The sequence below is a fragment of the Clostridium sp. genome (genome assembly GCF_050717635.1).
GTDB lineage: Bacteria > Bacillota > Clostridia > Clostridiales > Clostridiaceae > Clostridium_AD.
The window spans coordinates 99,562-114,899 of record NZ_JBOITO010000031.1 but is presented as its reverse complement, the minus strand read 5'-3'; the positions used below and the strand labels follow the sequence as shown (position 1 = coordinate 114,899).

Here is a 15,338-nt window from a genome sequence, read left to right as displayed (position 1 = left end):
GTGGTTACAATAAATTAAGAATCAAGGAGGCAATATTATGGGATATAAAAAACTTGATGCTACGGATATAGAATTTTTAGTGTCTGTATTAGGTAGTGATAGAGTGTTTACAGATGACCAAATAAATGATGATTTCAGCCATGATGAGATGGGTGGAATAAGCAAAATGCCAGATGTATTAGTTGAAGTTCTTGAAACTGCGGAAGTGGCAAAGATTATGAAATATGCTAATGAAAATATGATTCCTGTTGTAGCAAGAGGTTCAGGAACAGGACTTGTTGGAGCATCAGTTCCAGTTTGTGGTGGAATTATGATAAATATGTCCAAGATGAATAAAATACTTGAAATAGATGAAGATAATTTAATGCTAACTCTTGAACCAGGTGTACTCTTAATGGAGATAAGTAAGTTTGTTGAAGAACATGATTTATTTTATCCGCCAGATCCAGGTGAAAAATCTGCGACAATTGGTGGTAACATAAGCACCAATGCAGGTGGAATGAGGGCCGTTAAATACGGAGTTACTAGAGATTACATAAGAGGACTTGAAGTAGTTCTTCCAAGTGGAGAAATACTTGAAGTCGGAGGAAAAGTAGTTAAGAATTCTACTGGTTACAGCATAAAAGACTTAATCTGTGGGGCAGAAGGAACACTTGGAATAGTTACAAAGATTATATTAAGACTATTACCACTACCTAAAAAAGCAGTGTCGCTTTTAATACCTTTTCCAAATCTTGATATGGCAATAAATACAGTGCCACTTATAGTTAAATCAAAAGCTGCGCCAACGGCTATAGAATTTATGCAAAGAGAAGTTATTATTGCTGCTGAAGAATTTCTAGGTAAGAAATTCCCTGATAATTCATCAGATGCATATCTTTTATTAACTTTTGATGGTAATAACATAGAAGAAATAGAAAGAGCCTATGAAGGGGTTGCTAATATTTGTCTTGAGGAAGGCGCTCTAGATGTATTTATAACTGATACAGATGAGCGAAAAGAAGCTGTTTGGTCCGCAAGGGGAGCTTTCCTTGAAGCTGTTAAAGCAACAACAACCGATATGGATGAATGTGACGTTGTTGTACCAAGAAATAAAGTAGCAGAATTTATTAAGTATACTAATGAACTTCAAAAGCAGTTTGATGTAAGAATAAGAAGCTTTGGACATGCAGGCGACGGTAACCTACATGTATATGTATTAAAGGATGAACTAACAGATAGTGCATGGGAAAAGAAAATTGAAGTAGTATTTGAAGCAATGTATAGTAAATCAAGACAACTAAAAGGCTTAGTTTCTGGAGAACATGGAATTGGATTTGCTAAAAAAGCATATATGCTTGAGCAATTGGGGCCTGTATACATAGCCCTTATGAAGAATATAAAATTAGCATTTGATCCTAAGAATATATTAAATCCAGGAAAGGTTTGTCAATAAAACAAACTATTTCGCCAATGTCTTCAAAAGATGTTGGCGATTAAATAATAGTTTTATGTAGTCGATTTCATTATATGGCTCATATAGCTAAATGAAGGAGAAAATAAAAGATGAGCGATTATTTATTATTTTTCATAGCACTTATCCCAATTGTATGGCTTATGGTATCCTTAGGTGTCTTAAAAATGCCAGGACATAAAACTTGTTCTATTACACTTGTAATTACAGTGGTACTTGCAATCTTAGTTTGGAAGATGCCTATTGGTCAAACTTTTACAGCAGCGCTAGATGGTGCAGCAATGGCAATATGGCCAATAATTGTTGTAATAATAGCAGCGGTATTTACTTACAACCTATCAATTCATACAAAAAGTATGGATGTAATAAAGGATATGATGACAGGCATAACAACTGATAGGAGAATACTAGTTTTAATAGTTGCCTGGGGTTTTGGTGGGTTTCTTGAAGCAATTGCAGGGTTTGGTACAGCAGTTGCTATACCTGCAAGTATTTTAGCTGCACTTGGCTTTAATCCAGTATTTGCGGCAATAATATGTCTTATTGCAAATACAACACCAACAGCTTTTGGTGCTATAGGGCTACCTGTAATAACATTGGCAAAGGTGGCAGGGATTGATCCCGTCATTTTAGGTTATGCAGTTGGAATTCAATTATTTGCATTAATTGTAATTGTACCATTAGCTTTAGTAATGCTTACAGGCAAAAGTATAAAGGCAATAAAGGGAGTTGTATTTATTTCTCTTGCATCAGGTTTAGCTTTTGCATTGCCAGAACTTCTAATTGCAAAATATGTTGGACCTGAACTTCCAGCACTGATAGGTTCAATATTATGTATTATTGTAACAGTTGTAATAGCTAAAGTATTTTATAAAAAAACTGCAGCAAAAGATAAAGCTTACGTATCTTTAAAACAAGCGTTAATAGCTTGGGTACCATTTATATTAATTCTAACTTTTATATTAATTACAAGCTCACTTGTTCCAGCGATTAATAAACCATTATCAGCTATAAAAACTTCTATTCAAATATATACAGGCCCACATGCTAAACTTAGTACCTTTACCTGGATTGCTAATCCTGGTACACTTATAATTCTTGCTGCATTTATAGGAGGGCTTATTCAAGGAGCTAAGTTTAAAGAAATAATAAAAGTATTTACGGATACTTGCATGCAAATGAGTAAAACGGCAATTACAATTATTGCTATAGTAGCTCTTGCAAAAGTTATGAGCTATAGTGGAATGATAACATCTATTGCTGTGGTATTAGTTGCAGGAACTGGAAGTTTTTATCCACTAATTGCGCCAATTATAGGTGCACTAGGTACATTTGTAACTGGTAGTGATACATCATCTAACGTACTTTTCGGACCACTTCAAGTTGAAGTTGCAAAAAATCTACACATGAGTCCTTATTGGTTAGCGGCTGCGAATACTGGTGGAGCTACAGCAGGTAAAATGATTTCACCTCAAAGTATTGCCGTTGCCACAGCAGCCACTGGAATTGTAGGAACTGAAGGTAAGATATTAAAGGCAACTTTAAAATTTTGTTTGGGATATGTAGCAATATTAGGATTAATTACGTATTTTGGAGCAAAATATTTTACAATGTAAGGAGGAATTTAGATGACTCAAATTAAAATTCCATATTCAAAACGGTTTTTGGAAATTGAAATACCAGATAATAATTTGGTGGCAATACTCGAATCGAAAGCTCATGCATATAGTGCAGAAGGCACCCAGGAGGAAATAGTAAATAAGGCACTGGATAGTCCTATTGGAAGTCCAAAGCTTGAAGAGCTAGTAAAGGGTAAAAAAAATATGGTGCTAATAACTAGTGACCACACAAGACCTGTACCTAGTAAGGTAACACTTCCAATTCTTCTTAGTAGAATTAGAAGTGTTAACCCTGAAATTAAAATAACAATATTAATTGCTACTGGTTTTCATAGGCCTACTACAAGAGAAGAAATGATAAGTAAATTTGGACAGGAAATTGTAGATAATGAGGTTATAATAAATCATGTATCAGAGGATTATAGTAGCATGGCAAGTGTAGGAATTCTTCCCTCAGGTGGAGAACTACTCCTAAACAAACTAGCAATGGAAGCAGAACTTTTAATTTCGGAAGGATTTATAGAACCACATTTCTTTGCAGGATTTTCTGGAGGACGAAAGAGTGTCCTTCCAGGAGTGGCATCAGCGAAGACGGTTATGGCAAATCATTGCTCAGAATTTATAGCAAGTGAGTACGCTAGATCTGGAGTTCTTGAAAATAACCCGCTTCATAGGGACATGTTATATGCTGCAAAACAGGCAAAGCTTGCATTTATATTAAATGTTGTTATTGACAGTGAAAAAAATGTTATAAAAGCATTTGCAGGAGATAGTGAGCTCGCCCACTTAGAAGGATGTAAGTTTGTAATGGAACTTGCTTCTGTGAAGGCTGTAAAAGCGGATATTGCCATTTCAACTAATGGAGGTTATCCTCTTGATCAAAACATATATCAGTCTGTTAAGGGCATGACTGCAGCAGAAGCGACTTGCAATGATGGTGGAGTTATAATCATGGTGTCTGCTTGTAATGATGGACATGGTGGTCAGTCCTTCTATGACAATATAGCAAATGCAAGTAGCCCAAGGGAAGTTCTTGATAGGGTAATCAAAGTAGGAAGAAATGATACGGCGCCAGATCAATGGGAATTTCAGATTCTTGCCCGCATATTGGACAAACATACTGTAATTTTTGTTACAGATATGTGTGCCCCTGAAATGATTGTGAGTATGCATATGCAGCATGCATTTACCTTTGAGGAAGCTCTTAAAAGAGCTCTTGAGATAAAGGGAAATGATGCAAAAATCACAGTAATACCAGATGGAGTATCAGTTGTTGTAAAATAAAAAACATATTGCCGCCCAATTATTATGTGGGTAGCACCGTAGAAAAGACTGTAGCAAATTTAAAATAAATTTGCTACAGTCTTTTCTACTTAACAGAGCTTGTCACTTTTGCCACTTGCCACGTGGGTGGCACCATGGTATTATTTGACTTCAACTATAATAAAGGTACTTGTACTATTGTTTGGAGTTATTGTATAAGTGTCAGTCATTGTTGATTGGACAGTTAAATTATAGGTTACTTGTTTAGGGCAATCACAGATTGGGAAAGTAGGAGTATCAACGCAGAAGAAATTTGCTTCAGTTGGTTCATATACATATTCAAGACTAGGTCCTTCTAATAATATAGCATGATTAGAACAGTATATTTCTTTTTCAAATATTAAAGTGGTACCCCTGTAAACTCTAAATGTTAAATAGTCTGCAGGGATCATTTCAGGAAGGAAATTAACAAAAATAAATGTTATATCAGCTGAGAAATATACCTTATCTCCAATATTGTTAACGTTTAAGGTTAAGCTTGCAAGTGTAGTTTCATCTGCGGTTAAAATTGTTAAATTATCTACTGTTGTATTTTTAATTGCTGGTGCTATACAATTATTAAATGTAAGAGGATTTGACATATACATCTTCTCCTTTTTAATTAAATATGAATTTGTCCATTACATAATATGATATTAAAAATAGGTTGTTACTGATTAAATATTGTTAATTCATTAGTTAATTTATTTTGATTATTGAGGTTGTTTACAAAAGTAAGCAACCTCAATTTATTTTGTTTAATATGAGATATAATTCTGGTTATATTAGTATGCTTGGTTTTGATTGTAGAGTTAGTTAATTTTTATCATTAGAGTATTGGCATGGGCAATAAGGTTCATTATTACATTTAGCAAATACAATAGCTGTTATACATCCTTTAAGCTGTATATATGGTGTGAAGTTAACTGTGACTACATTTGAATCTATTATTTTAAAATTAATAGTGCCAGTAGGTGTAAGCGTAAAATCCCCGGATGAAAAATTATTAATGGTTAAGGAAGTTTTGTTTACAACAGTTACTGAAAATACAGCAGTTAACGAATTGCCAGGAGCTAGTGGACTAAATGACCAGGTAACCAGGCCACCAAAGGGACTTCCACTATGAATCAAGGTCCCTATAGGGACAGATATTGGGGAAATAAAGGCTAAATCATTTGATAATAAATCTGTAATGTTTAGATTATAAACAGTGTTAGTGCCCATATTTGTTACGGTAAGACTATATTCTATTACATCTCCTATAGTTGCGATTATTGGCATATCTGTAATGCTTCCACTGGAAGATACATTTCTCTGAAGTTTAGTTATACGGATTAAGCTATCAGTAATATTTACTACAGCCGTTGAGCTTACAGGTACTGCAGGAGTTTGTGGGTCTATAAACCAGGTTACAGTACTTTCATTAATCTGCTGATCAATAAGTGTTACAGGGTCAACATTTGCAGAGATTATCTGAGCTTCAAAAGTATATATAAAATTGACTGCACCCATAGTAGCATCTGCAAATGGTATTACAGGGAAAGTTATTATCTGGCCGATAATAGAATCAGGAATTATAGGGACACCATTTAATGTGGCATTATCGTTATACTCTTGCCCTATTGGCAATATATCTGAAACTAATACATTATAGGCTAGTGTTCCATTTGGTACAGTTACTGCTAAGGTATAAGTTATAATTTCCCCTAGCTCCACATTACCGCTAGAAACTGTTTTATTAAATTGCAGTGAAGGTAAATCTGCTAAGACAGTGTTAGAAGTTCTTGGTCCATATTCAATTTCTGGTGGTGGAGCTACAGCATCAAATACTGCTGTAAAGAAATTAGGAATTTTACTCTGTGAGCCTCCACCAGGTAAAACTAACACCTCTACTATAGCTTCATAAGTTGTTAAACTTGGAATAGATGCTATTTCCCAAGTTAATGTATTGAAAGTTACTAATGTAGCTCCAACAGAATGAGTAACACTAATTATTTGTAGAAGTGGATTAAAAATATCGGTAACAACTACATTAAATATTGTATTTGTGCCTGGGTTTGCAACGGATAGTTTATAGTAAATTAAATTTCCGACAGAGGTTGGAATTTCAGTTTGAACAAATGGTCCGCCTAGATCATTACTTTGTGTTTTTACTACAGTAATATCGCTATCTGTAACATACACTGTAACCTCACTACTCTGTGGCGTTCCTGGATCAAGCCCGCCTGGATCTAATGTCCAACTAACTGTTGCAGTATCTATCTGAGCCTGTTGAGGTCCTGATGCTATGCTGTTAACAGTTGCAGAAAACGTGTAGATTACAGTTACTGCAGCTAAAGTAGCATCGATGATTGGTATTAAAGGTGTTACCAAAGGACTTGTTGATAGTGGGATCGTGTCAACACCGTCTACTTTCAAACTAGGATCAAAATAGGTCTGCTCTACAGGGAACACATCTGTAAGCTGAACATTATATGCGATATTTCCAAAAGGAATAGTTACTTCTACGGTGTAATTAACAATATCACCAATAAATACTGCATTTTTATCTACTGTCTTTAGAATTTCAGGATTATTGAAGTTAAATGCTACATGGTTAGATAATGAAGGTCCTAAGGTTGTAGGGTTAGTATCAAGAGTATCAAATAAAGTTGAAGATTGATCAATTACTTGTGTACCAGGTGCATATCCTGCATTAACTGTAACTTGGAATACAAGAATTTCGGATCCTCCTTGGACAATTGGGCCAGGATTAATAGTCCAATTAACTGTACCGCCTGGTCCTGGTGGAGGAGGGGTTACCACTCCAGCAGATACGCTTGTTAAACCAAGATAAGTTAGAGTAGCATCTAAAACATCTGTAGTAACTACATTGTATGCATCAGCTGCTCCAACATTTGTAAGAGTTATTCGGTATTCTACCACATCAGTAGTTGCTATACCTAAAAGTGGAGCTGTTGTAAAGATACCTGATGGTAACAGTCGTTGCTGTTTTAATGCATTGATATGCGGTGAATTTATAGTTACATCTGCAAAAGTAGATGCTGTTCCAAGAGGACCAATAGGTGTTATACCCCATTGTAAATCCGCTATATTTCGTTGTACTTCTGTATATGGTGGTACTGTAGTCCCAGTGATTACAGTTGTACTAAAGGTATAGATAAGAGTTAAAGGTCCCACCCTAGAGCCTTCAGAATCTGTATATATCAACTGATTTGGTGTTGCACTTAGTACCCCTAGTGGAGTAGGTGTTCCACCAAAGCTTAATGGTACATAGTTTTGACCAGCAGGTATAACATCTGTGAACGTCAAATTGTAGGCAGTAACTCCGCTTGGAATATTTACAGTTAGAGTATAATTTATTATGCTTCCGATGGCTGCCACGCTAGGGTTAGCCGTCTTTACGATTGTGATTAACAGCACATCTATGGTAACTATATTTGAATCTGTTGTTTTAAAAGGAATAGTACTATCAGGAGTAAGCGTAAAATCTCCCGAAGAAAAATTATCAACAGTTGGTAGAATTGGGGCTGCAATGCTTACTGAAAATACAGCAGTTACAGTTTCACCTGGAGCTAGTGGACTAAACGACCAGGTAACGAATCCTCCTAGGACAGCACCACTATGGACTAAAGTTCCTATAGGAACAGATACTTGTGAAATAAAGGTTAACTCAATTGGTAATATATCTGTAATGTTAATATTATAAACTGTATTGAGTCCAGTATTTGTAACTGTAAGACTGTATTCTATTACGTCCCCTATATTTGCTATTATATTAGAAGCTGTGAAACTTCCACCGGTTGTTACATTTCTTTGAAGTTTAGTTATTTCAATTATACTATCAGTAACATTTACTTCAGCCATTGCACTCTCTGGTTCAGCTGGAGTTTGAGGATCTATAAACCAGTTTACAGTACTTGTATTAGTTTGAATGTCAATTAAGGTTATAGGATCTACATTTGCTGAAACAACTAGAGTTTCAAAGGTATAGATATAAACAATTGCTCCACTAGTAGCATCTGAAAATGGAATTAATGGGAAAGTTATTAATTGCCCAATAACAGAATCAGGAATTATAGGCACACCATCCAAGGTGGCATTGTTGTTATACTGTTGCCCAACTGGAATTATATCTGAAAGTTGAACATTATAAGCTATCGTTCCATTTGGAACTGTTAGCATAACTGTATAAGTTAACACATTTCCTACCACAGTATTGTTTATATTAGACGTTTTGGCAATATCTATACCAGGATAAGTCTGTATTACTTCATTTGTATCTGTAGGACCAATTACAATTGGAGTTGTTGTATTACTATTATAAATAAAGTTAGCAACATCTGTGTTGCTACCACCTGCTCCAACTCCTGGAAGTACTTGTATATTAAACTGCATAGCATAAATAGTGCCAGGAGGTATTGTATCAATTGTCCAGGTAACAGTACGGGTGAGAGCGTTGTAAGTTGCTATTCCTGCTGGAACCAGTACTATTCCCACAAATTCTTCAAAAGGTCCAAGTACATCTGTTATAACTACATTATAAGCTGGAGATGCTCCTGAACTTGTTGCTTCCAGCTGATACCTTACTACATCCCCAACATTTACTATAAATGGGTCCAATCCTAAGCCAGATCCAACAGTAACGTGACTTTGAGTTTTTACTACATCTAATGATGGACTCTTTACTGTAATATCCAAAGTGTCTGATAGTGGAGTACCAGGATCACCTTGTGGGTTTACTTCATAAGTCATATTGGCATTATCAGTTTGAATTTGGGTATATGGAGGTAAATCATTCCCCATTACTACTCTTGCATCAAAGGTAAAGTTTAGTGTAACCTCTCCGGCGGTAGCATCAATAGTTGTTTGTGATGGGAAAGTTATAAGCTGTCCTACTTGCACTGGTACAACAGGATTTCCGCCAATAGATGCGTTGTCTGCATAATTCTGGCCAGCAGGTAGTGTATCAGAAACTATAACATTATAGGCTATGGTTCCACTTGGCACAATTACTGATAAAGTATAAGTTATAACTTCACCAAGCTCTACGACGCTTTTAGAAACGGATTTACTAAATTGAGTAGAAGGTAAATCTGCTAAAACAGTGTTTGAAGTTCTTGGTCCATATTGAATTTCTGGTGGTGGAGCTACTGCATCAAATATGGCTGTAAAGAAGTTGGGTATTGTACTGCCTGAGCCTCCACCAGGTAAAACTAACACCTCTATTATAATATCATAAGTTGTTAGCACTGGAATAGATGCTATATCCCAAGTTAATGTGTTTAAAGCTACCATAGAAGCTCCAACAGAATGAGTAACACTATTAATTTGTAGTAGTGGACTAAAATTATCTGTAACAACTACATTAAATATTGTATTTGGACCTGGGTTAGTAACGGATAGTTTATAGTATATTATACTTCCTACTGAAGTTGAAATATTAGTTTGAACAAATGGTCCGCCTATATCATTACTTTGTGTTTTTAACAGGCTAATATCGCTATCTGTAACAAACACTGTAGCGTTACTGCTCTGAGGCGTTCCTGGAATAAGCCCGCCTGGATCTAATGTCCAGCTAACTGTTGCAGTATCTATTTGAGCTTGTTGAGGTCCTGCAGCTATGCTGTTAACTGTTGCAGAAAATGTATATATTACAGTTACTGCAGCTAAAGTAGCATCGATTTCAACAATAAAAGGCGTTACTAGTGGGCTTACTGATAGTGGTATGGTGTCAACCCCATCCACTTTTAAGCTAGGATCATTATAGGTCTGTTCTGGTGGAAATGTGTCTGTAAGTTGAATATTATATGCGATATTACCAAAAGGAATAGTCACTGCAACGGTGTAATTAACTGTATCACCAATAAATAATGCATTTTTATCTACGGTCTTTGCAATCTCGAGATTATTGAAGTTAAAGGCTACCTGGTTAGATAATACAGGTCCTAATGTTGTAGGGTTTACATCAAGAGTATCATATAGTGTTGAAGTTTGATCAATTACTTGTGTACCAGGTGCATATCCTGCATTTGCTTGAACTTGGAACACAAGAGCTTCAGATCCACCTGGGATAATTAGGCCAGGGTTAATTGTCCAATTAACATTAGGAGGAGGAGGTGTTACTATTCCAGCAGATACACTTGTTAAACCACTATAAGTTAGAGCTGGATCTAAAATATCTGTAGTAACTACATTATAGGCAGCTCCTGCTCCATTATTTGTAAGGGTTATTCTGTACTCAACTATATCAGTAGTTGCTACACCTAAAAGTGGAGCTGTAGTAAAGCTACCGCCAGTAGTTACATTCCGCTGCTCCTTTAATGCAACAATAAATGGTGTACGTATTTCTACATCATGAAAATCAGATACAGTTGCACTAGGTCCTAGTGGCGTAATATCCCATGTTACATCCGCTATATTTCGTTGATTTTGAGTATATGGTGGTACTGTAACACCACTAATTACAATTGTATCAAAAGTATATATTAGAACTAATGGTCCAACTCTAGATGGCAAATTATCAGTATAAATTAACTGATTTGGTGTTGGAATTAGTACTCCCAGTGCTGGAGGAATTCCTGCAAAAGTTCCTGGTACATAATTTTGACCAGCAGGGATAACATCTGTAAAAGATAAATTGTTTACGGCAACTCCATTTGGAATTGTTACGGTTAAAGTATAGTTTATTGTACTTCCTATTGCTGCTACGCTAGTAGGAGAAGTTTTTGCGAAATTAATTAAAGGTATATCTATAACTACCTGATTTGAATTTTGGTTATAGGTTATTGGATTTACATCATTAGAATCATAGGTTGAGGTTGCAATATCAGGTATATTATCACCAGCACCAGTGCCGCTATTTATAGCTATTTGGAATTCGTAAACTGCACTAGAACCATTGTTTAGCTGAGGTATATTCCAAGTTAAAGTTCCACCTGGTCCTGGTGGTGGAGGCGTAATTATGCCTACCGTAGGACCGGATATAGCTGAAATAAACGAAATTTTACTACTTAGTATATCACTCAAATTTATATTAAAAGCAGGTGAAGCTCCATTAGAATTTATTGTAAATCTGTAATAAATAACATCTGTTGGAATTCCAGAAATATTTGATGTGGTATAGCTTCCCCCAGTTGTAACATTTCTCTGCTCTTTTAAAATAATAATGTTAGGTGTCCTTGCAGTAATACTAACACTTGATGCTCTATTTACTCTGTTTCCAACTGGGGTGCGTCCCCAGTTAATATTAGTTGTATTTGTTTGAGTTTCCTGGAAAGGAGGATTATGGGTGGCACTAGTTATTCTTGCCACAAAAGTATATACAAGTGTTCGGGTTCCTGCATTTGCATTTATATCAGGATCAGTTGGAAAAGTTATTATTTGTCCTACAACACCTGGCACTACTGGGACTATTGGTCCTGCGGTATCTTGCCTTGTGGCTGGTCCAATATAGGTTTGCCCAACTGGTAGTGTATCGGTTATTATAGGGCTATATGCTATAGTTCCATTTGGAACTGTATAGGTAATTGTATAGGTAATATCGTCTCCTATTTCTCCCTGTGTAATTGATGCAATTTTTGAAATAGTTACAGTTGGAGCAATAAGTGTCACAGTGTTTGTATTTGTTGGTCCATAGCTTACTTCAAATCCATTATCGTTAGTAGTATATATAAAAGAAGCAGTATCTGTAATTCTACCATCAGACCCTATTCCAGCTAGTGTAGTTACACCAAATAAAATTGTAGTATTATTACCTGCTAGTAGAAGCGGTATATTCCAGGTAACAGTATTTGGTGCGAAAGATGCCGTTGTACCGACAGGGATAGTAATAAAGCCTGGCACAAAGGATAATAGTGGATTTAGTATATCGGTTAAAACTGAATTATAAGCAGCTTCAGCTCCAGTGTTATTTAAAGTAATCCTGTACTCAATAATATCACCTATACTATAGTTTACATTTCCAGATGTAAAAGTACCTCCAGTTGTGGCGTTCCTTTGCTGTTTTGTTCCAACAAGGTTTGGAGTTCTTACTTGAAGAATAGCTGAAGTACTAAAAGGTACAGCAGGAGTTCCTATATTATCAAGATCCCAATTTACAGTGGCATTATCAGTCTGATTTTCAATATAAGGCGGAACTTGAGTTCCATTTACAACTCTTACATCAAAAGCATAAAGTATAGTAACAGCTGCAGCTGTTGCATCAACAGAAGGTATGGTAGGAAAGGTTACAGTACCTAAAGCAACAAGTGGTAATACAGGATTTCCATCCACAGTAGCATTTCCTAAATAGGTTTGTGTAGCGATAGGAAAGGTATCTACAACTTGAACGTTATAAGCAGTAGTGCCAAGAGGGACTGTTACCTGAAGTAAATAAGTCACTGAGTCTCCTATTTTAGCAGATGGGGGAGATACTAATTTTGTCATTGTAACTCCTAAAGCTTTTAGTGTAGTGGAATCTGTAAAAGGTAAACCTGGAAATTGGTATGATCTATCAGGTTGTGAATAAGGTCTTGGAAGTTCCGCACTATTGATGTAACTTTGCCCACTAGCAACAAGAGGCGTAATCAATACATCATAGTTTAAAGTTAAACTTTCATCAGGAGCAAGTTTAAGGATTGTCATGGATACATTTTGACCTACAAACACAGGTGTAGTAAAAGTTCCTGTTCCTGTAACACTTGAGGTACCTGTATAGGTAAGCCCAGTAGGTATTATATCTGTTAAATCCATCTCAAAAGCATCTGTTACATTGCCTTCTAAGTTTTGTGGATTTGATATTGTAATTGAATAGGTATAGGTTTCGCCAGCCTTTATAGCATTTACATCAGGACCGGCAACTGTTTTAGCAAAGGTTATATTTGGATGACCAAAGTCTACCTCCACTTGATCGCGACGGCTATAAGCAAATCCATCTGTATTGATACCTGCAAGCTTAGCAAGGTTGTTACTTGTACCTACAAAATCTATATTTTGAACAGGAATAGTAAAATCAGCAGTCCACAAAGTGTTACCAGGCACTGTGCCTAAGGTCCATCTTAATCCGTTTGGTGCTACAGTAACTAGTGGGAAAGGCCCAGTTCCAAGGGTTCCTCCATAGGTTACAGGGAGTAAAGCAGTCAGTGGTCCCATATTTGGTGGTGCATATTCGTCTATTTCGATATCTCGTTGCTCAGCAGTTATTCCTACAGCACTATAAGTGATTTTAAATTCTACTCGGTCGTAGGGAGCAGCAACATTAATTGTTTTTGGGCTTCCATCTTTGTAAAAATAGCCAATTAATTCTTTTACAATACTTGATACGATTATTTCTAAACTTGCACTAGAACTATCCGGTGTAGGTGTTAAAGTGGTCTGATTTATTCCATTAATAATAACATCGTTGCTTAGTCCATCTGCAGCAACAACAGGCTCTCCTGAGAAGTAATTAGTGCTTGTTGTAGTATCAAAAGTAATACTACCAGTTGTACCAGTAGTTAGTGTTCCTAGGTTCCAGGATAAGGTTGTTGTACCATCAATATTTCTTGGTGGATTTGGATTAACAGGTATTAAAGACGCAGAGCCTACATTATAAGTCTGACCATCACTTATGGTATCTGTTATAATAACATTTTCTACATTATCATATTGGTTAATTCTATAGGTCAATGTATAATTATTGGTCACAGCTACATCTGTAACAGGTGAGGGACTTGCGCTTTTATCTATAGTTGTATCCATGGCATTAGTGGTAGCTATACCTTGAACTGGTCCTGACAAGCCGTTTAACGTGGAAACATTCTGAAGTGCGGCCATATGAGGGATTTTAGATCCACTGTTCTCAACACAGCCAACTGTATAGTTATCCCAGACAGCTGCATTAAATACAATTATATTTTCACTAGACGGTGATAATAGTACAGAACCCCAATCTATAGTTACAAAATTTTGACATCCAGGACCTATAGAAGGAATAGTCACTGTAGGAGTAGAAAGTGTCACACTGTCTGGTCCAACTACTGAAAGTCCTCCAAGATATCTTACTCCATTTGGAAGGTTATCAATTAAAGTAACTGTAGAAGGTAGCAAACTATTATTCATAATTGTTAATGTATATTGATAAGGCCAAAGGGGAGATGTTGGAGGAATTAAAAGCCCTGCACCTTTTGGTATTTTACCGGGAGCGGATTTTGTAAGACTATATCTAAGTGGTATAAAATTAGCAGAATCATTTTTAGTTATTTTGACGTTCCCAGGGTCATCATTACCCCTTGGAAGAGTATCCACTGTTCCTTCAAGGTCAACGCTTACAAGTGGTATATCAAAAGGTACTGGAAGCCCACTAACTCTAAAATATTCATCTGCTTTTAAAGTAACTCCAAGGATGTATCCAATCTCATTAGGTGCCAAATCTTTTATATTAATCCATGTAAGGATAAGGGTTCCACCGGGTCCATCAACAATAGATGTTGGGGGAATAAGTCCTCCTGAATAGGAGACACCATCAGGAAGAGTTAAAACTGTTGTTAAATTATAACCTCTTTCGATTAAGCTTGTGTTAGAAAAGGATAAATTTATATTGCTAGTCATTCCAATAACTACGCTTATTGGGTTTGGGGATATACTGGCAGTAAAGTCTGAAGTAGATATAGGCATATGATCACCTCATTTTATTATTTTCATTTATTGAACCTTTAGGTAAAAAAATACACGTCCTCTATAAATCTTTTTATATATTCCCTTTATATTAATTTTATTATTTATTATGTCTTGTTTTACAATTTCAATGTCGTTTTCTTTTACTTTAATAGATCGTGAACAGCCTGCGCTTATTGTACAGGGCGTTGACATTATGGCTACATCTAATTTTTTATCTTTTAATAGTTTAAATAAATGGACACTAATACTAGAAGAATTTAAGACTATTATATAAAACTCCTCCATAAGGATATAGCTCCTTTCTTAATTATAAATTTAGTATAGTA

General features: G+C 35.9%; 6 protein-coding genes. 3 read left to right on the top strand and 3 right to left on the bottom strand.

Translation table 11 applies throughout. The features are described 5' to 3' along the window. Window positions 1-37: 37 nt before the first annotated feature. The 3 genes from ACREWB_RS16030 to larA all read left to right on the top strand — a co-directional run bounded on the left by ACREWB_RS16030 (window position 38) and on the right by larA (window position 4,356). Window positions 38-1,435 (top strand): FAD-binding oxidoreductase, encoded by a 1,398-nt coding sequence (locus ACREWB_RS16030; RefSeq protein ID WP_431548465.1) that lies wholly within the window; start codon window positions 38-40, stop codon window positions 1,433-1,435. A gap of 110 nt (window positions 1,436-1,545) precedes the next feature. Continuing rightward, window positions 1,546-3,069, top strand: a complete 1,524-nt coding sequence (locus ACREWB_RS16025) for an L-lactate permease (RefSeq protein ID WP_431548464.1) — start codon at window positions 1,546-1,548, stop codon at window positions 3,067-3,069. Between the two features lie 12 nt (window positions 3,070-3,081). Further along, entirely contained in the window at window positions 3,082-4,356 is a 1,275-nt protein-coding gene (larA, locus tag ACREWB_RS16020) for a nickel-dependent lactate racemase (protein WP_431548463.1), read from the top strand. A 140-nt stretch (window positions 4,357-4,496) separates the two neighbouring features. On the opposite strand, the gene ACREWB_RS16015 is transcribed toward larA, so the two are convergent. The 3 genes from ACREWB_RS16015 to ACREWB_RS16005 form a co-directional block, all read right to left on the bottom strand. Further along, window positions 4,497-4,976 carry a hypothetical protein gene (locus ACREWB_RS16015; RefSeq protein ID WP_431548462.1) on the bottom strand — a complete coding sequence of 160 codons (480 nt, stop codon included), beginning with the start codon at window positions 4,974-4,976 and terminating at the stop codon, window positions 4,497-4,499. Window positions 4,977-5,190: 214 nt separating this feature from the next. Then, window positions 5,191-15,009, bottom strand: a complete 9,819-nt coding sequence (locus ACREWB_RS16010; protein WP_431548461.1) for a beta strand repeat-containing protein — start codon at window positions 15,007-15,009, stop codon at window positions 5,191-5,193. Window positions 15,010-15,036: 27 nt separating this feature from the next. Beyond that, entirely contained in the window at window positions 15,037-15,297 is a 261-nt protein-coding gene (locus ACREWB_RS16005) for a putative Se/S carrier-like protein (protein ID WP_431548460.1), read from the bottom strand. Between the last annotated feature and the right edge of the window lie 41 nt (window positions 15,298-15,338).

Bases quoted from the DNA above. Each gene is read 5' to 3' on its own strand.
- ACREWB_RS16015 (WP_431548462.1), bottom strand. From the start codon at position 4,976: ATGTCAAATCCTCTTACATTTAATAATTGTATAGCACCAGCAATTAAA.
- larA (WP_431548463.1), top strand. From the start codon at position 3,082: ATGACTCAAATTAAAATTCCATATTCAAAACGGTTTTTGGAAATTGAA.
- ACREWB_RS16010 (WP_431548461.1), bottom strand. From the start codon at position 15,009: ATGCCTATATCTACTTCAGACTTTACTGCCAGTATATCCCCAAACCCA.
- ACREWB_RS16005 (WP_431548460.1), bottom strand. From the start codon at position 15,297: ATGGAGGAGTTTTATATAATAGTCTTAAATTCTTCTAGTATTAGTGTC.
- ACREWB_RS16025 (WP_431548464.1), top strand. From the start codon at position 1,546: ATGAGCGATTATTTATTATTTTTCATAGCACTTATCCCAATTGTATGG.
- ACREWB_RS16030 (WP_431548465.1), top strand. From the start codon at position 38: ATGGGATATAAAAAACTTGATGCTACGGATATAGAATTTTTAGTGTCT.